Annotated in this window: 19 protein-coding genes; 10 read left to right on the top strand and 9 right to left on the bottom strand. The window is 63.4% G+C overall.

Annotated elements, in window-relative coordinates:
- Positions 1–51 precede the first annotated feature (51 nt).
- Positions 52–1881: a translational GTPase TypA gene (gene typA, locus AC0L3N_RS24870; protein ID WP_473525786.1), complete on the bottom strand. Its 1830-nt coding sequence runs from the start codon at positions 1879–1881 to the stop codon at positions 52–54.
- Positions 1882–2081: 200 nt separating this feature from the next.
- Here typA and AC0L3N_RS24865 point away from each other — a divergent pair, with 200 nt between their 5' ends.
- Positions 2082–2363 carry a hypothetical protein gene (locus AC0L3N_RS24865; protein WP_473550039.1) on the top strand — a complete coding sequence of 94 codons (282 nt, stop codon included), beginning with the start codon at positions 2082–2084 and terminating at the stop codon, positions 2361–2363.
- Positions 2364–2612: 249 nt separating this feature from the next.
- On the opposite strand, the gene AC0L3N_RS24860 is transcribed toward AC0L3N_RS24865, so the two are convergent.
- Both AC0L3N_RS24860 and AC0L3N_RS24855 read right to left on the bottom strand, forming a co-directional pair.
- Positions 2613–4187 carry an alkaline phosphatase D family protein gene (locus AC0L3N_RS24860; RefSeq protein ID WP_473550038.1) on the bottom strand — a complete coding sequence of 525 codons (1575 nt, stop codon included), beginning with the start codon at positions 4185–4187 and terminating at the stop codon, positions 2613–2615.
- Positions 4188–4467: 280 nt separating this feature from the next.
- A complete protein-coding gene (locus AC0L3N_RS24855) occupies positions 4468–5751 on the bottom strand; it encodes an MFS transporter (protein ID WP_473550036.1) in 1284 nt (427 codons plus the stop codon).
- 82 nt (positions 5752–5833) lie between these two features.
- On the opposite strand from AC0L3N_RS24855, the gene AC0L3N_RS24850 reads away from it, so the two are divergent.
- The 3 genes from AC0L3N_RS24850 to AC0L3N_RS24840 all read left to right on the top strand — a co-directional run bounded on the left by AC0L3N_RS24850 (position 5834) and on the right by AC0L3N_RS24840 (position 7559).
- Positions 5834–6439 carry a TetR/AcrR family transcriptional regulator gene (locus tag AC0L3N_RS24850; RefSeq protein ID WP_473550137.1) on the top strand — a complete coding sequence of 202 codons (606 nt, stop codon included), beginning with the start codon at positions 5834–5836 and terminating at the stop codon, positions 6437–6439.
- 75 nt (positions 6440–6514) lie between these two features.
- Positions 6515–6946 (top strand): hypothetical protein, encoded by a 432-nt coding sequence (locus tag AC0L3N_RS24845; protein ID WP_473550035.1) that lies wholly within the window; start codon positions 6515–6517, stop codon positions 6944–6946.
- A 22-nt stretch (positions 6947–6968) separates the two neighbouring features.
- Positions 6969–7559 carry a hypothetical protein gene (locus AC0L3N_RS24840; protein ID WP_473550033.1) on the top strand — a complete coding sequence of 197 codons (591 nt, stop codon included), beginning with the start codon at positions 6969–6971 and terminating at the stop codon, positions 7557–7559.
- 248 nt (positions 7560–7807) lie between these two features.
- Here the strand turns inward: AC0L3N_RS24840 and ppa are convergent, their stop codons facing one another.
- From ppa to AC0L3N_RS24810, 6 genes are all read right to left on the bottom strand, one after another.
- Complete coding sequence (gene ppa, locus AC0L3N_RS24835) at positions 7808–8341, bottom strand: inorganic diphosphatase (RefSeq protein ID WP_023800478.1); 534 nt, start codon at positions 8339–8341, stop codon at positions 7808–7810.
- 112 nt (positions 8342–8453) lie between these two features.
- Entirely contained in the window at positions 8454–8960 is a 507-nt protein-coding gene (locus AC0L3N_RS24830) for a GNAT family N-acetyltransferase (RefSeq protein ID WP_123148909.1), read from the bottom strand.
- Between the two features lie 213 nt (positions 8961–9173).
- A complete protein-coding gene (locus AC0L3N_RS24825) occupies positions 9174–9812 on the bottom strand; it encodes a TPM domain-containing protein (RefSeq protein ID WP_473550032.1) in 639 nt (212 codons plus the stop codon).
- Between the two features lie 8 nt (positions 9813–9820).
- Positions 9821–10705, bottom strand: a complete 885-nt coding sequence (locus tag AC0L3N_RS24820; RefSeq protein WP_473550030.1) for a TPM domain-containing protein — start codon at positions 10703–10705, stop codon at positions 9821–9823.
- 4 nt (positions 10706–10709) lie between these two features.
- Positions 10710–11492, bottom strand: a complete 783-nt coding sequence (locus AC0L3N_RS24815) for a TPM domain-containing protein (RefSeq protein WP_473550135.1) — start codon at positions 11490–11492, stop codon at positions 10710–10712.
- 216 nt (positions 11493–11708) lie between these two features.
- On the bottom strand, positions 11709–12341 hold the full coding sequence (locus tag AC0L3N_RS24810; RefSeq protein ID WP_095495497.1) for a LemA family protein: 633 nt from the start codon (positions 12339–12341) through the stop codon (positions 11709–11711).
- A 162-nt stretch (positions 12342–12503) separates the two neighbouring features.
- Here AC0L3N_RS24810 and AC0L3N_RS24805 point away from each other — a divergent pair, with 162 nt between their 5' ends.
- From AC0L3N_RS24805 to AC0L3N_RS24780, 6 genes are all read left to right on the top strand, one after another.
- Positions 12504–12746, top strand: a complete 243-nt coding sequence (locus AC0L3N_RS24805; RefSeq protein WP_473550029.1) for a hypothetical protein — start codon at positions 12504–12506, stop codon at positions 12744–12746.
- Positions 12747–12753: 7 nt separating this feature from the next.
- Positions 12754–13638 carry a pyridoxal kinase PdxY gene (pdxY, locus tag AC0L3N_RS24800; protein WP_473550027.1) on the top strand — a complete coding sequence of 295 codons (885 nt, stop codon included), beginning with the start codon at positions 12754–12756 and terminating at the stop codon, positions 13636–13638.
- Positions 13635–14390, top strand: coding sequence for a DUF429 domain-containing protein (locus tag AC0L3N_RS24795; protein ID WP_473550025.1), 756 nt, complete (start codon positions 13635–13637; stop codon positions 14388–14390). The genes pdxY and AC0L3N_RS24795 overlap by 4 nt, the downstream gene beginning before the upstream one ends.
- A gap of 297 nt (positions 14391–14687) precedes the next feature.
- A complete protein-coding gene (locus tag AC0L3N_RS24790) occupies positions 14688–15332 on the top strand; it encodes a carbonic anhydrase (protein ID WP_473550024.1) in 645 nt (214 codons plus the stop codon).
- Positions 15333–15341: 9 nt separating this feature from the next.
- Positions 15342–15752 (top strand): nuclear transport factor 2 family protein, encoded by a 411-nt coding sequence (locus tag AC0L3N_RS24785; protein ID WP_473550023.1) that lies wholly within the window; start codon positions 15342–15344, stop codon positions 15750–15752.
- Between the two features lie 106 nt (positions 15753–15858).
- Positions 15859–17913, top strand: a complete 2055-nt coding sequence (locus AC0L3N_RS24780; protein ID WP_473550021.1) for a M3 family metallopeptidase — start codon at positions 15859–15861, stop codon at positions 17911–17913.
- Positions 17914–18180: the final 267 nt, after the last annotated feature.

Here is an 18180-nt window from a genome sequence, read left to right as displayed (position 1 = left end):
GGAGGGAGCACGCGCGTGCTCCCTCCCTCATAGTCGCTGAGAAGAAAAGGCTTACGCCGCGCCGACCACTTTCGCCGACTTCTCAAAACGCTTGCGCTCATTCGGGTCGAGGTAGAGCTTGCGCAGGCGAATGGTCTTCGGCGTCACCTCGACCAGCTCGTCGTCCTGGATCCAGGCCAGCGCGCGTTCCAGCGTCATGCGGATCGGCGGCGTCAGCTTCACCGCCTCATCCTTGCCGGCGGCGCGGATGTTGGTCAGCTTCTTGCCCTTCAGCACGTTCACTTCGAGGTCGTTGTCGCGTGAATGGATGCCGATGATCATGCCCTGATAGACCTTGACGCCTGGATCGATGACCATCGGACCGCGATCTTCCAGGTTCCACATGGCATAAGCCACTGATTCACCCTGTTCGTTGGAGATCAGCACGCCATTGGTGCGGCCCGGCAGCTCACCCTTGTAAGGTTCGTATGCATGGAACAGCCGGTTCATGACAGCGGTGCCGCGCGTGTCGGTCAACAGTTCCGACTGGTAGCCGATCAGGCCGCGCGTCGGCGCGTGGAAAACGATGCGCTGGCGGTTGCCGCCCGACGGGCGCAATTCGACCATCTCGGCCTTGCGCTCCGACATCTTCTGCACGACGACACCGGCATGCTCCTCGTCGACGTCGATAACGACTTCCTCGACCGGCTCCAGCAATTCGCCGTTGTCGCCCTGCTGCATGACGACCCGCGGACGCGACACGGCGATCTCAAAACCTTCGCGGCGCATCGTCTCGATCAGCACGGCAAGCTGCAATTCGCCGCGGCCGGAGACGAAGAACGAGTCCTTGTCCGGCGATTCCTCGATCTTCAGCGCGACATTGCCTTCGGCCTCGCGCAGCAGGCGGTCGCGAATGACGCGGCTGGTCACCTTGTCGCCCTCGGTGCCGGCCAGCGGGCTATCGTTGACGAGGAACGACATCGTCACGGTCGGCGGATCGATCGGCTGCGCATGCAGCGGCTCGGTCACCGACGGGTCGCAGAACGTGTCGGCGACGGTGCCCTTCGACAGGCCGGCAATGGCGACGATGTCGCCCGCCTGCGCTTCGTCGATCGGCTGGCGCTCGAGCCCGCGGAAGGCCAGGATCTTCGAGATGCGGCCGGTTTCGACCTGGGTGCCGTCATGATGCAGCACCTTGACCGCCTGGTTGGATTTCAGCGTTCCGGATTCGATGCGGCCGGTGATGATGCGGCCAAGGAACGGATTGGCTTCCAGAATGGTGCCGATCATCCGGAACGGGCCGGGGTGGACGGTCGGTGCCGGCACATGCTTGATGACGAGGTCGAACAGCGGCGCCAGACCCTGATCCTTCGGACCTTCGGGGTTTTCCGACACCCAGCCGTCGCGGCCTGAACCGTAAAGGATCGGAAAGTCGAGCTGGTCGTCGGTCGCGTCGAGCGCTGCAAACAGGTCGAACACTTCGTTGACCACCTCGACGTGGCGGGCGTCCGGCCGGTCGATCTTGTTGATGACGACGATCGGCTTCAATCCGACCTTGAGCGCCTTGCCGACGACGAATTTGGTCTGTGGCATTGGCCCTTCGGCGGCGTCGACCAGCACGATGGCCGAATCCACCATCGACAGGATGCGCTCGACTTCACCGCCGAAATCGGCGTGGCCGGGGGTGTCGACGATGTTGATGCGGGTGTCCTTCCAGTCGACCGAGGTCGCCTTGGCCAGGATGGTGATGCCGCGTTCCTTTTCCAAGTCGTTCGAATCCATGGCGCGTTCGGCAACGCGCTGGTTGTCGCGGAACGAGCCGGACTGTTTCAGGAGCTGGTCGACGAGGGTGGTTTTTCCATGGTCGACGTGCGCGATGATCGCGATATTACGAATTTTCATGTTGTGGTCTCGGGAGCGTTGCAGGCAGCAGGCCAAAAGGCGCTGCCTCTTTCGGTTGGGCGGCTCATACAGGGTTTTTCGCAATTGCGAAAGAGGAGGCGTGCCACCAAATATATGGTCACCAAATCTTAAGCGTCTTGGTGTGAAATGGAATTATTAACCAAAGCGGAACCTTTCGCGGTCGGGACAGTTCGAATTTCATGAGCAATACGGGCAGCAGATACCGGCCAATCCTCGCATGGGCGGCCCTCGCCGTTCTCCTCGCGGCGGGCGCGGCACAGTCGGCCGCGACCCTCAAGGAAGCGCCCCCTGCCCTGCCGTCCGATACGCGTTCGGCGGAGCAGTTGTTTGCCGATGCGCCCGATGGCGTCGACCCGGTGGTGACCGGGCCGGTCAGCGCCGCCTTCAAGCAGAGGCAGGAGGCTGCCAACTGCGACAGCGCTGTTTGGCCCGAAATTCCGACCGTTTGCTATCCTGACTGACGACTGCCGACGGCGGTCGTCATCCCGAGATACCGTTCCGCTGCGATCCTTCACGCCCCTCTGCCCTGCCGGGCATCTCCCCCACGAGGGGGGAGATCGGTCGTCGCCGCCGCTTTCGCCAACCTCCAACGTTGCAGGCGCGAGCGGAGCGCCCAAGCTGCCAATCTCCCCCCGTGTGGGGGAGATGTCCGGCAGGACAGAGGGGGGCGCTGTCCCGCCTGCGTTTTGGCCATTATTGAAGCCAGCCCCTCACGCCGACTGCACCGGGTCGAGCGTGACCTTGTAGAGTTCATTGTCGTCGCGATCCATCAGCCGCACCGTCATCTGTTCAGTGGCGCCGTCGATGTCGACGAGGCCGAAGAACTGCAGGCCGGCCGAGGGCGGCAGGTTCTGCCCCTGCTCGGCGGTTGGCGCCTTGATGAATTTCAGCTCCGGGCCGAAGGTCATGTCGAAATCATTGGGTCCATACGTGCCGGCATGGAGCGGACCCGAAACGAATTCCCAGAACGGATTGAAGTCCTGGAACTGCGCCCTATCAGGATTGTAGTAATGCGCCGCCGTGTAGTGCACGTCGGCGGTCAGCCAGACGGTGTTGGTGATACCGGCATTCTTTATATAGCGAAGGAGGTCGGCAATTTCCAACTCGCGACCCTTGCCCGGACCATTGTCGCCATTGCTGATGGCCTCGGCGCCGGCCTTCTTGGTGGCGTCGTTCCAGACGACGAGACCGAGCGGCATATCGGCGGCGATGATTTTCCAGGTCGCGTTGGAGGTTGCCAGTTCGCGCTTCAGCCACTTCGTCTGCTGTTCGCCGAGAATGCGCGATTGCGGCGTCACCGTATCCTGCATGCCGGGGCCGTTGGCGCCGCGATAGGAACGCATGTCGAGGAAGAACACGTCGAGCAGCGGCCCGTAGGCGATCTTGCGATAGACGCGGCCCGGTTCCGACGGCTCGTAGCGGATCGTCGTCATCTCGTGGAAGGCGCGTGCCGCGCGTGCCGCCAGCACATGGATGTTTTTTTCCGAGTAGCGGTCGTCGGCGCTCAGGTCCTTCGAATCCGACCAGTTGTTGACCACCTCGTGGTCGTCCCACTGGTAGAAGGTCGGGCAGATGGCGTTGAGACCCAGCACATGTCCGTCCATCAAGTTGTATTTCCACTGGCCGCGGTACTCGTCCAGGGTCTCGGCAACCTTGCGCTTTTCGTCGATGAGGACGTTGTTCCTCCACTTGCTGCCATTGGGAAGGTCGACCTCGTCCTTCATCGCGCCGTCGGCATAGATGGTGTCGCCGGAATGCAGGAAGAAGTCGGGCGTATGCTTGCCGATCGTGGCATAGGTCTTCATGCCGGTGTCGTCGATGCCCCAGCCCTGGCCGGCGGTATCGCCCGACCAGGCGAAACGAATGTCCCGCTTCGAGGCCGGCGCCGTGCGGAAGCGGCCGACGATCGGCTCGGAGACGGCGTTGATGTCGGCGAGATCGGCCGCGATCATGCGGTAGAAGATGTCCTGGTCGGAGGCGAGGTCGGTGAGCAGCCGCTTTACCGTGTAATCGCTGGCCGGCGACGTGTCGAGCGGCGCAAGACGGACGGCGTTGGCGAAATTTTCCGTCGACGACACTTCGAACATGACACGCGAAGGGCGGTCGGTGCGAGTCCACACCACGCCGCTGGCTGCGTCGACATCGCCCGACTGGATGCCATGGGTGAAGGCGGGCCGCTGATTGGCGCGCGAATAATAGGGAAGCGCGAGGCCCGATACGCCGACGAGGCCGGCGGCGCTCACGGACGTGACGAAGGCGCGCCGGGTCATCGAAATCTTGTTCATGGCTGTCTCCTGGATGGCGTTGAACGGCGCCGCCAAGGTCCAGCCTCAATGTTTCAGGCACATCTCGAAACCATGAAGGTTTTCTGACGATCAACAGGCTGGCGAATCTCCCCCCTTGAGGGGGAGATGTCGCCGAAGGCGACAGAGGGGATCGGTTCGACCGGGCTCGGCCCCCTATCGCAGACGCAGGAGGTCGGCGCTCCACGCAAGACGACCCCCTCTGGCCGCTTCGCGGCCATCTCCCCCTCAAGGGGGGAGATTAGCGCTCAGCCTTCACAGCTCAAGCCGCCTGCGGTTTCGGCTCGAAGGCCGGACGGCTGGTGTTGATCAACAGCGAGATGCAGGCTGCGGCTATTGCGGTCATGCCGGCGATGAGGAAGGCAAGCTCGTAATTGCCCTGCAATTCACGCATGGTGCCGCCGAAGAAAGCGGCCGCCGCCGCACCCACCTGATGGCCGGCGACGATCCAGCCGAAGACGATCGGCCCGCTGCGATCGCCGAACGCCTCGTTCGACAGCCTGAGCGTCGGCGGCACGGTGGCGATCCAGTCCAATCCGTAGAGCACGGCGAAGATGATCAGGCTGGTCGACGAAAAGCCGGAATAAGGCAGATAGATCAGCGACAGGCCGCGGATGCCATAATAGACGCCGAGCAGCTTGCGCGGATCGAAACGGTCGGTGAGCCAGCCTGACAGCGTGGTGCCGATCAGGTCGAAGATGCCCATCAGCGACAGCAGGCCGGCGGCTTGCACTTGGCCGATACCCATGTCGCCGCAAAACGCGATCAGGTGCGTGCCGACCAGTCCGTTGGTGGTGAAGCCGCAGATGAAGAAGGTGGCGAACAGATACCAGAACACGCGCGTGCCGGCGGCACGGCGCAGCGTGCTGAGCGTGTGCGTGAGGAAATTGCCCTGCGAGGCCGGCGGAACCGGCGGCACATCGTCGGCGTCCGCACCGTAGCGTACCATGCCGATCGAAGCCGGACGCTCCGGCACCAGCAGCCAAACCAGCGGCACCAGGCAGGCGGTGGCGACCGCAATGGCGATGGCGACAGGCTTCCAGCCGCCCCACTGGGCGAGCGCGGCGAGCAGCGGCAGGAACACCAGCAGGCCGGTGGCGGCGGAGGCCGACATCAGTCCCATCACCAGGCCGCGATTGGTCTTGAACCAGCGATTGACAATGGTGGCGCCGAGCACCGTGGCGACCGCGCCGGAACCGACACCCGAAAACACGCCCCAGGTGAGAAGCAGGTGCCACGGCTCGGTCATCAACAGGCTGAGCGCCGTTGAGCCCGACATCACCACCAGCGACGCCAGCAGCGTGCGGCGCAGCCCGATCCGTTCCATCAATGCCGCGGCAAACGGCCCGGTCAGGCCGTAGAGGAAGATGCCGATCGCCGCGGCGAGCGAAACGAGGTCGCGCCGCCAGCCGAAACTCTCCTCCAGCGGCAGCATCATGACAGCCGGCGCCGACCGCAGGCCCGCCGCGATCAGCAGGCAGAGGAAAATGACGGCAACCACGACGAAAGCGTAGCGCTGGCCAAACGGGCGGGATTGGACTATCATGTTACTGACCGGTACGTTGCTATTGCACCGAGGTATACGTACCGATCGGTAACATTGTCAAGCAGGCAACACCGTGTCGAGAATCAAAAGCATTGAACCAGCGATCAAAGCGGATGGAGTAGCACCGCCGCGCGCCGGCGAAAAAATCCTTCGCGTTGCCCGCGACCTGTTCTACCGGCAAGGCATCAGGGCGATCGGCGTCGACGAGATCGTGCGGCGGGCCGGCGTCACCAAGCCCAGCCTCTATCGCAGCTTTCCCTCCAAGGACGAATTGGCCGCGTCCTATCTCCGGCAATACGACCTCGAGTTCTGGGCCCGCTTCGACGCGGCAGTGGCTGCCCATCCCGGCGATCCGCGCGCGCAGATTGCCGCCTTCCTGACCCGCATCGGCAAGCGCACGCAAAAACCCGACTATCGCGGCTGCGGCATGACCAATGCGGCCGTCGAGTATCCCGAGCACGGCCATCCGGCCCGCGTCGTGAGCGAGGCCAACAAGCGGGAATTGCGGCGACGCCTGCGCGCCATGGCGGCGGCAATGGGTGCCGGCGACCCCGATACGCTGGGCGACGGGCTGCTGCTTCTGATCGAGGGCGCCTATATCAGCGGCCAGCTGTTCGGTGCCGGCGGACCGGCGAAGTCTGTAGCCCGAAACGCCGACCTGCTGATCGAAGCGAGCTTGAAGAAATAGACCTCTTGCGGTCCTTTCCAGCCGGAAGCAGTATGGCCGTCACGCTCGTAGTCTGTTGATAATTGCGGTACCGACTTGAACCTTGCTCGAACGTTTTTAGACGACCTCGAAAAGATGTTCCTGCTTCATTACCTGAGGCGGGGGAGCTCGGGCTTAATTGGCGAGCAAGAGAAAAGAGACATTCGGACGGTCCTTGACCTGAACGAGTATACGGTCAAGGAAGCCGTACTGCGCAGAGTTGTCTTCTTAATACTCATATCATCGATTGCGGCGTATTTCTTCGGCAAGGCCCCTGACTTTAACCAGATGGCGAACATCTTAACTGCATCGATATCCGCGTCTGCTTTGGTGTTTTTATACCTGGATGTCGCTGTTCCCGTAGTCCTACTTGCAGTCAGCGCGTCGCTACTGGCAATTTGCTGGATGGACTACCAAACGTTCGTTATGGCCACCTGGTTTTCTGCGTTGTATGGTCTGTATTTTTTTGCAAGGCTTAGATCCAGGTAGCTGGCCAGAGGGGATTTCCGCCGTGCGTGTTTCTTTGATCCCGCTTGCGCTCGCCGGCCTCTGTCACGCCACCCAGGCCGGCGACATTTCCAGCGCCTACACCGATCTCGACTGGAAGAAGGACTGCGTGACCTACGCGCAGGCGGAAGAAGACGAAGGCGACTGGGCCAGTCTCGCCTGTTCGGGCTATCGCGGCTACCCGGTGCTGATCTCCTACGACGATGCCCGGGAATCGCTGTTCTACGGTTTTCCGCCCAGCGACATGACCGCGGTCTGGGAAAGTTTTGTCGGGCTCAATTCGGCTGCACCCAGACTCGAGTGGCGCATCGAGACGAACGGCGATCTGGCCATTCCTTTCGCGGTCATCCACCGTCGCTCGATCAGCAATCCCGAGGGGGAGAACAAACCGACAGAAGTGCTGGTCGTCGCCAAGGTCGCCCAGCCGGAGAACTATGAGGGCTGCACCGTCGGCCTGGTGCTGGCCACCGGCAACCCCAGCGCCAACGACCAGGCCCGCAAGCTCGCCGACGAGAAGGCGCGGACCTTTGCCTGCGGCAAGGACCAGCGCGTGGTTATCGGCAACGCGCCCGCTTTCGGCCGCGTCGATAACTGACTTCGTCATCCTGGGGCGGAGCAAGGAGCGCAGCGACGCAGCGCAGACCCCTGGATCCATGCCGTGACGTCAAAGCGCCGCAACGGTGCAGAATTCTGGTCCGCTGCGCACTTCGGTTGATGTCACGGAATGGATCCCAGGGACTGCGCTCCGCTTCGCGTCGCTCCGCCCAGGGATGACGAAGCTGAGGGGCTTCGGCCAACCTCAATCGTTGCGACAACCCATTCGGTCAACTTCAGGAGTTTCGGCTACTTGCTTGCCTTGGCCCGTTCGATCGCCTCGACGATCATCTTCTTGGCGTAGGCGGCATCGTGCCAGCCCTCGATCTTGACCCATTTGCCGGGTTCGAGATCCTTGTAGTGCTCGAAGAAATGCTGCACCTGCTGGCGGGTGATGTCGGGCAGGTGCGTGTATTCGGTGACGTTCTCGTAGCGCAGCGTCAGCTTGGGCGAAGGCACTGCGATGATCTTTTCGTCCAGACCAGAATTGTCCTCCATCACCAGCACGCCGATCGGCCGCACATTGATGACGCAGCCCGGCACCAGCGCGCGCGTGTTGCAGACCAGCACGTCGATCGGGTCGCCGTCACCCGACAGCGTGTGCGGCACGAAGCCGTAATTGCCGGGATAGCGCATCGAGGTGTGCAGGAAGCGGTCGACGAACAGCGTGCCGGCCTCCTTATCCATTTCGTACTTGATCGGCTCGCCGCCGATCGGCACCTCGATGATGACGTTGATGTCCTCCGGCGGGTTCTTTCCGATGGCGATGGCTTCGATACGCATGGCTTTTGTCCCTCTTTCGATTGGAGACCGATAGCGGGCAGCGGCGCATGGTGCAATGCGGCGAATGGTACTGAAAGCAGCTGAGGGTGTTAGCGAAAGGCGTGTCGAGCCGTCATTCCCAGACGAAGGCGACCTTCTTCAGAGCCTTCTGCTCGAAGATCTCGACGCCCTCGGCGACGTCGCGGCCGCCGGCGCCGGCATAGAAGGTGAGCGCGCTCTGGTTGTCCTCCAACGCCCACACCACCATGCCTTTCAGGCCGTGGTCTGCCAGTCGCGCCCGTGCGGCCGAGAATAGCCGGCTGCCGAGCCCGATGCCCTGATATTCCGGGCGCACGTAAAGTTCGTAGATCTCGCCCTGCTGCTTGAGCTCGCGGGCGCGGTTCTTGCCGATCGTGGCGTAGCCGGCGACCTTGCCGCCGATCTCGACGACCAGAACGGTGGCGGCACGACGGATGGCGTTCGCCCACCAGTCGACGCCGCGGCGGTTGATCATCGATGTCAGCGTGCGATGCGGGATGATGCCGGAGTAGGCGCCGCGCCAGGCCAGCAGATGCACGTCGGCGATGGCGCTTGCGTCGCGCGGCTCGGCTTTCCTGATGTCGATGCTCAGCGTCTTCATGATTGGTTAACCATAAACCCGCATCGGCCGATTGCAAGAGTCCGGTCAGCGCCTCCCAAGCTTTCGCACAGACGATAGACGTGCCTGCGACACGAAAAGAGCCTGTCTGAAAACGCGCTCTGCCGAGGCGCAGCGGACATTTAAGTCCGTGAGCATCGGAAGCGCAGAAAATCGCGTCAGGCGTCCGGCAGAGTAGCGTTTGCAGGCAGGCTCTTAGATCTCGACCAGATGGTCGTCTAGCTCGTTGCTGTCGCCGGTAGAAACCGGGAAATGCTCGGCCAGCACCGCGCCCGTCGCTCCGATCGCCTTGATGAAGCCCTCGGCGAGACGATCGTCGCGGGCATGCGCGGTAAGGTCGCGGACAATGCCGTCCCAGACATGCTGGCCGACACGGCTGTCGATGCCGCTGTCTGCGATCACTTCGGCGTAGTGCTCGGCAATCGAAACGAAGACCAGCACGCCGGTGCGCGCCGTGGTGCGGTGGACGTTGCGGGCGAGGAACTGCTTTATCGCATTGGCGTGCGCGGCCTGGTAACGCAGCCGTCTCGGCACCAGGTGGATGCGCAAGCCGGGCAGCGCCCACAACACGACAAGCACCGAGGCCATCGCCAGAAGCTGCGCAATGACGAAATGCGGCACGCGGATCGACAGCCACCACGCTTCCAGCCCGTAACTGACGGCGAGGCTGACAACGAGCATGGCCAGCGTCGCCATGAAGGCGGCCGGAAAGAAATAGCCGTCGCTGGCATAGGCCACCACGCAGTAGATTTCGCCGTCGGTCTTTGATTCGGCGGCGCGGATCGCTTTGGCGATGCGGTCATGGTCCTCGGGGCTGATCGGTCGTGTTGCCATGTTGTGTCTCACCAGCTTCCTGAGGAACCGCCACCACCGGACGAGCCGCCGCCGCCCGAAAAGCCGCCGCCGCCACTGCCCGACGACCAGCCGCCGCCGGAACGGCCCGACGACCAGCCGCTGCCGGTGCCGGTTGTCCAGACGCCGCCCGAGGACGCGGAACCCGACCTTTGGCCATAGCGGAATGTCATGCCGAGCCATTTATACACGCCAGGCGACAGCTTAATGCCGAAGATCGGCGGCAGGAACGCCATCGCCAGGCCGCCTAGAAACAGCGTCGCCCACACGATGATGAACAGCGCGACGATGGGATCGACGGCATTGCTTTCGGCCGGATTGCGGATCCCGCGCGCTTCCAGTTCTTCCGGATGGCCTTCCAGCACTATGACCATGTCGTCGACGGCCTTGGCTATGCCGCCGGAGAAATCGCCGGCGCGGAAGGCTGGCACCATGTCGTTTTCGATGATCAGCTTGGTGTGCAGGTCGGTCAGCGTACCTTCCAGCCCGTAGCCGACCTCGATGCGCATCTTGCGGTCGTCCTTGGCGACCAGCAAAAGCACGCCATTGTCCTCGCCGGCCTGGCCGAGATTCCAGGCGCGGAACAGACGATTGGCGTAGGGCTCGATCTCCTCGCCGTCGAGGCTAGGAACCGTCGCGACGACGATCTGGTCCGAGCTCTTGGCCTCGAAATCGGCGAGCTTCCGGATCAGCGCCGCCTCGGTCGCGGCATCGATGATACCGGCATTGTCGACGACCCGCCCGGTCAGAACAGGCAGTTCGGCGGCGGGAGCGGTGAAGCCGACCAGCAGCAGCACCGCCACGCCCGCCAAGGCAGTGCCGATCGTCGCGGCGAAACGGCCGGAAGCTGGTGAACTGATGACGCGTCTTGTCATGCCGTCACCAGCTTCCCGATGAGCCGCCGCCGCCGGACGAGCCACCGCCGCCGGAAAAGCCGCCACCGCCTGAGGACCAACCTCCACCACCAGACGACCAGCCGCCAGATGATCGCCGGCCCGGCTCGAAAGTCATGCCCAGCCAGCGATAGCGGCCGGGGCCGAGTTTCCGGCCGAAGATCGGCGGCAGGATGGAGGCGGCGATGCTGCCGAAGAAGATGATCGCCCAGGTGCTTATGAAGATCGCAAAGAACAGATCGTCGGTGTTGAACGGCGGCTGCTGGTTGCGTTCGCCGCGTGTTTCCAGCTCTTCCGGATTGCCTTCCAGCACCATGACCATGTCGTCAACGGCCTTGGCTATGCCGCCGGAGAAATCGCCGGCGCGGAAGGCCGGCACCATGTCGTTTTCGATGATCAGCTTGGTGTGCAGGTCGGTCAGCGTATCTTCCAGCCCGTAGCCGACCTCGATGCGCATCTTGCGGTCGTTGTTGGCGACCAGCAAAAGCACGCCATTGTCCTCGCCGGCCTGGCCGAGTTTCCAGGCGCGAAACAGACGATTGGCGTAGGGTTCGATCTCCTCGCCGTCGAGGCTATTGATTGTCGCGACGACGATCTGGTCCGAGCCCTTGGCCTCGAAATCGGCCAGCTTCCGGGTCAGCGCCGCCTCGGTCGCGGCATCGATGATGCCGGCATTGTCGACAACCCGCCCGGTCAGAACAGGCAATTCGGCGGCAATGGTGGCGAGGGGGAGAAAGAGAAGGCTTAGGACGATGAACAGGAATGCCAGGCTGGCGTTGCTTCGCGCCCCCCTCTGTCCTGCCGGACATCTCCCCCACTTGGGGGGAGATCGACTATCGCGGCCGTTTTCGCCAACTCCTAAAGCTGGTGAATGGTCGCCTTCGCAAGCACCGCCAATCTCCCCCCTCGTGGGGGAGATATCCGGCAGGACAGAGGGGGGCGCGAAAAAGTGCAAGGTCAACAGGAGACCAGATCTAATGGGCGCTCACCCGCCCTGCTGCGTGCCGAAATCAACCTTCGGCGTCTGCATCTTGTCTTCCTCGATGGTGAAGTTGGCGAACGGCTGATTGTCGCGGAACCACAGGGTCGCCCAAATCACCGACGGGAAGGTCCTCAACGTCAGATTGTACTCCCGCACCGCCTGGATATAGTCGCGGCGGGCGACCGCGATGCGGTTTTCGGTGCCTTCGAGCTGCGCCTGCAGCGCCAGGAAATTCTGATTGGCCTTGAGATCGGGATAGTTCTCCACCACTGCCAGCAACCGCGACAGCGCGCTGGTCAGGCCGGCTTGACTGTCCTGGAATCTCTTGACGGCTTCCGGATCGCTCAGCGTTTCCGGCGTCACCGTCACCTGCGTCGCCTTGGCGCGCGCCTCGACCACGGCATCGAGCGTATCCTTCTCGTGCGCGGCATAACCCTTGACCGTCTCGACCAGGTTGGGAATGAGGTCGGCGCGGCGCTGGTACTGATTCAGCACCTGGCTCCATGCGGCCTTGGCGTTTTCCTCCGCCGTCGGGATGGTGTTGTAGCCGCAGCCGGCCAGCAGCGGCAGCACGATCGCCATCATCAGCAAGGCAGGCAGATTGCGGAAGACGAAAGGGGAGGAAAGGGCAAGCATGGAAAGATCCCTCGATAAGACTGACAGGCGAAGCATTACCACAATCCGTGCGCGAGAACATGACCTCCGGAGGGGACCTTACTGGTGCTTTATCATTCACTGCCAGGCCCTGTAATTGGCCGGGCGAACAGGTTAAAGTCGCCGCGAAAACAGGGCATCGCCATGGCGGAACGCCAGGACAGCGACGACGAATCGCGCCGCATCATCGAGCGCGTGGCACGCGAATCCGACCCGGCCTCGTTCATTGCGCGGACCGCGAAGGGCGCGCGCGATCGCGTCACTGCTGCAGACGCCGACCAGTCGGACCCGATCGAATATTGGGGCACGTGCATTGGCCGGGCGCTGGGGTTCGTTATCGCCATTGGCCTGTTGATCTGGCTCGTGGTTTTCGTCAGCCAAAGTTAGGAACCTCGTGAGCACCGAAGAACACGACGCGCCGCGCGCGGTCATCGTCATTTCCAGCCATGTCGCGCGCGGCTCGGTCGGCAACCGCGCCGCGGTCTTTGCGCTGGAGACGCTGGGCTTTCCGGTGTGGGCGGTGCCGACCGTCATCCTGCCCTGGCATCCGGGCCATGGACCGGCGACGCGCATCGTGCCGCCGCTCGATCAATTCAGGGCGCTGATGGCCGATCTCGAGCGCTCGCCGTGGCTGGGCGAGGTCGGCGCGGTGCTGTCCGGCTATCTCGGCGAAGGCGGCCAGGCCGACGCCGTCGCCTCGCTGGTCGGCGCGGTCAAGGCGAAGACGCCGGACGCCGTCTATATCTGCGACCCGGTGATGGGCGATTCGGGCGGGCTCTTTGTGCCGGAGACGACCGCCATTGCCATGCGCGACCGACTGATGCCGATCGCCGACATCGCCACGCCCAATCGCTACGAGCTGGAATGGATGGCGGAAGCGCCGCTGCCCGACCTGAAAGCGGTGATGGCGGCCGCCCTTCATGCCGGGCCGTCGACCATGCTGGTCACTTCGGCGCCGGCGATGATGGCCGGCGGCACCGGCAATCTGCTGCTCAACGGCAACCAGGCGCTGCTCGCCGAACATCGCCTCATCGACAACCCGCCCAATGGCCTCGGCGACCTGACGGCGGCCGTCTATCTGGCGCGCATCCTGTCCGGCCAGCCGCCGATCAAGGCACTGCAGTCGACCACGGCGGCGGTCTACGAGATCCTGGCGCGCACTGCCAAGCGCGGCGGCGACGAATTGCAGCTCGAAACCGACGCGCAGAGCCTGTCGCACCCGATGGCGATGGTGCAGCTTCGCCATCTCCTGCATCCGGGGCGGGACAAAAGAGCGTGACTTTTGTCGGCGTCGACGGCTGCAGGGCCGGCTGGATCGCCGTTCGCCGCGATCCGGGCGCAGCACCCGTGGTAGCCGTTTTTGCCAGCTTCGCAGCGCTGCTCGACGGATTGCCGGCCGATGCGACAGTCGCCGTCGACATGCCGATCGGCCTGCCCGATCTTTCGCAAAAGGGCGGCCGCGGGCCCGAAGCGCTGGTGCGGCCGCTGCTTGGTAACAGGCAATCCAGTGTCTTCGCCATCCCCTCGCGTGCGGCGCTTTACGCGCATACGGATGGCTTCACCACGATCGAGGCCTGGTATGCCGCGCATCGCCAGGCAAGCGAAGTGGCCAAGGCGACCTCCGATCCGCCGCGCGGCGTCTCGATCCAGGCTTTTGGCATCTTTGCCAAGATCCGCGAGGTCGATGCGGTGCTGATCGCGCGTCCCGAACTGCGCAGCCGCGTCTTCGAATCGCATCCGGAAGTCGCCTTCTGCCGCCTGAACGGCGATCAGGCAATGCGCCTGCCGAAGAAGATCAAGGGCGCCGTCAACCCGGCCGGCATGGCGGAACGCAAGGCGCTGCTTTGCCGGCACGGCTATATCAGTGGCTTTCTCGACCGGACGCCGCCGCGAGGCGCTGCTGCCGACGACTTTCTCGACGCCGCAGCGATGATGCTGATCGCCGGCCGCATCGCCAGCGGCGAGGCAAGGCCGTTTCCGGATCCGCCGCTCGCCGACCGATTTGGCATCCCTGTGGCGATCTGGGCATGAATTTCTTCGCCCCGTCTATCGGCGAGACAATCGCATTGGGCGAAGGCCCCCCTCATCCGGCCCTTTCGGGCCACCTTCTCCCCGCTGGGGAGAAGAGGCTGGCACCGGCGCCTGCGACCTCTTCTCCCCTTGGGGAGAAGGTGGCCGTAGCGAAGCGGAGGCCGGATGAGGGGGCCTTCCAGCATGGCAATTGCAGCCATCTGCGATTCGGCATTGCTCGCGACCGGCTTTTGCCGTTAGAGCCTTCCTGACTTAAAAGAGCTGCCGTCTAAACCCGAAAGGCTCCAGACGCCGCCGATGCCTCATCTCCCTGACCATCTCCTCACCGGCTACCGCAATTTCATGAGCGGCCGCTACCTCGCCGAAAGCGGACGCTATCGCTCGCTCGCTCGCGAGGGCCAGTCGCCCGAAACGATGATCGTTGCTTGCTGCGACTCGCGCGCCGCTCCCGAGGCGATCTTCGACGCTGGCCCCGGCGAACTCTTCGTGCTGCGCAATGTCGGCAATCTGGTGCCGCCCTATGCGCCCGACGACCAGTTCCACTCGACCTCGGCGGCGCTCGAATTCGCCGTGCAGAGCCTCAAGGTCAAGAACATCGTGGTGATGGGCCATGGCCGCTGTGGCGGCATCCGCGCGGCACTCGACAGTACGGCAGCGCCCCTGTCGCCCGGCGACTTCATCGGCAAGTGGATGAGCCTGATTGCACCGGCAGCCGAGACCGTGTCGTCAAGCACCTTCATGACGGCGACCGAGCGGCAGACCGCGCTCGAGCGCATTTCGATCCGCTATTCGATCGCCAATCTCAGGACCTTTCCCTGCGTCTCGATCCTGGAAGGCAAGGGACGGCTGTCGCTGCACGGCGCCTGGTTCGACATCTCGACCGGCGAGCTCTGGGTGATGAACAAGGACACCGGTGACTTCGAGCGGCCGGAGATGACGTAGGAGGCTTGCATGGTATGCCGTTCGATCGCCTTGGCCGCAGCGGCGCTGCTGTTTTCAGTCATGTCCGCCCGCGCCGATGACGGCGCGCTCATCGACCGCTGGTACGCGGCGCTGCTGGTCGCCGATCGCACGGAATTGTCGGATCTGCTTGCCGACGACGTCCGGATAAAACTCGACGATCTCGGCGTCGTCCAGACCAAGCAGGAATTCATCGCCTCCATCGACGACTGGCAAGGCGCTGTCGCCGGGGCTGAAATCCGGCATCGGATCGAGAAGACCGAAGGCGGCGTCACCACCGTCATCGCCTACTATGATTTCCCCAACAACGACATGCTGATGCAGGAAACCTTCGCGATCGCCGATAACCGCATCACCGCCAGTTCGCAGGCGGCGATCGCGGAAAACTGCGACGGCTACTGACCGGCCGCGATATTGCGTGCGGCAAGCCAGCGCCTTACATCGGTGATGGTCCCGCCCTGCCCTTACAGCCACTCAGCGAAAGCCCCTCACTTACGAAAGATTGTCCATGCCGTCCACGAATACCGTCGACCTCGCCGCCCATCCGCTGACCACCTGGCAAGGGCCGCTCGGCCTGCCCGATTTCACCCGCATCGACGACGGCGATTTTTCTCCGGTTTTCGATGCGGCGTTAAAGGCGCATGAGGCCGAGATCGAGGCGATATCGGGCAATGCCGAGACGCCGACCGTCGAGAATACGCTTGCAGCACTCGAGCTTGGCGGCAAGGCGCTCGACCATGTCTCGTCGATCTTCTGGTGCCGGGCCGGCGCCCACACCAACGAGGCGATCCAGGCGCTGGAGCGCGACATCTCGCCAAAGATGTCCAGGCATTTCTCGGCGATCTCGATGAACGAGAGGCTGTTTGCCCGCATCGACGATCTCTACCAGCGCCGCGAAGCCCTAAAGCTCGATGCCGAAACGCTGCGGGTGCTGGAAAAGACCTGGAAAAATTTCGTCCGCTCCGGCGCCAAGCTCGACGCCGAGGGCAAGAAGCGGCTGGCGACGATCAATGAGGAACTGTCGTCGCTCGGCACGATTTTCGGCCAGAACCTGCTTGCCGACGAGCGCGACTGGGCGCTGTTCCTCGACCAGGCCGACCTTGCCGGCCTGCCGGAATTCCTGAAAAGCGCGATGGCCGAGGCCGCCGAGATGCGCAGCCAGAAGGGCCGCTATGCCGTCACCCTGTCGCGCTCGATCTACGAGCCGTTCTCGACCTTCTCTGAGCGCCGTGACCTGCGCGAGATTGCCTTCCGCGCCTTCACCATGCGCGGCCAGAACGGCGGCGCCACCGACAACACCACCGTGGTGCGCGATATGCTGCGTCTCCGCGCCGAAAAGGCGAAGCTGCTCGGCTACGCTTCCTACGCCGCGCTGAAGCTCGACGACACCATGGCAAAGACGCCGGAGGCGGTGCATACGCTGCTTGATCCGGTCTGGGAAAAGGCGTTGGAAAAGGCCGCAAACGACCAGATCGAATTGCAGCGGCTGGCGGCCGAGGCCGGCAGCAACGAAGAATTCGCCGCCTGGGACTGGCGCTTCTATCAGGAGAAGCTGCGCGCCGAGAAGTTTGCCTTCGACGAGGCCGAGCTGAAGCCCTATCTGCAGCTCGACCGCATCATCGAAGCCTGCTTCGACGTAGCGACACGATTGTTCGGCATCACCTTCGAGGAGAAGAAAGGCATCGCCACCTGGCATCCGGACGCACGCGTTTTCGTCGTCAGGAATGCCGACGGCAGCGAGCGCGGTCTGTTCCTGGCCGACTATTTCGCGCGGCCCTCAAAGCGCTCCGGCGCCTGGATGAGCGCGCTGAAGTCCGGCTACAAGCTTGGCGATGGTTCCAAGCCGGTCATCTACAACATCATGAATTTCGCCAAGCCGCCGGAGGGCGAGGCAGCGCTGTTGTCGGTCGATGAGGCCAAAACCCTGTTCCACGAATTCGGTCATGCGCTGCATGGCATGCTGACCGAAGTGACCTGGCCGTCGGTCTCGGGCACCTCGGTCAGCCGCGATTTCGTCGAATTGCCCTCGCAGCTCTACGAGCACTGGCTGACGGTGTCGGCGGTGCTGGAAAAGCACGCGCTGCACGTGAAGACCGGCAAGCCGATGCCGAAGGCGCTGGTCGACAAGATGCTGGCGGCGCGCACCTTCGGCGCCGGCTTCGCCACGGTCGAGTTCACCGCGTCAGCACTGGTCGACATGGCCTACCACGCGCGGCCGGATGCGCCGGAGGAGCCGCTTCGTTTCGAAGCCGAAACGCTCGAAAAGCTCAACATGCCCGACACCATCGCGATGCGCCATCGCACCCCGCATTTCGGCCACATCTTTGCCGGCGACGGCTATTCGGCCGGCTACTATTCCTACATGTGGTCGGAGGTGCTCGACGCCGACGCCTTCGCCGCTTTCGAAGAGACGGGCGACCCGTTCAATCCGGCGCTGGCCGAGCGGCTCAGGAAAAACATCTACGCCGCCGGCGGCTCCAAGGACCCGGAAGAGCTCTACACCGCCTTCCGCGGCAAGATGCCGTCGCCCGAAGCGATGATGGTCAAGCGCGGGCTGGTGTAAACGCCGAAGCTGCCAATCTCCCCCTTGCGGGCAGGGTAATCGCATTTGGATTCTTGCGAAGATGGACCCCCACCCTAACCCTCCCCACAAGGGGGAGGGAACGCTGCCGCGCGCCCTTACTTCCCCTTTGGCGCCGAAAGGCAGGCAATTTGCCGAGGTCAGCGCCAGCGGAAGTCTCCCTCCCCCTTGTGGGTGTTTGGACTGGGGACATCGCGAACAGGTGTGCGAGGACATCGCGAACAGTTTTGCGCATTGTGCGCGAGGGGG

It is taken from the genome of Mesorhizobium sp. WSM4807 (assembly GCF_055811615.1).
This window is presented reverse-complemented; position numbering and strand designations above follow the sequence as displayed.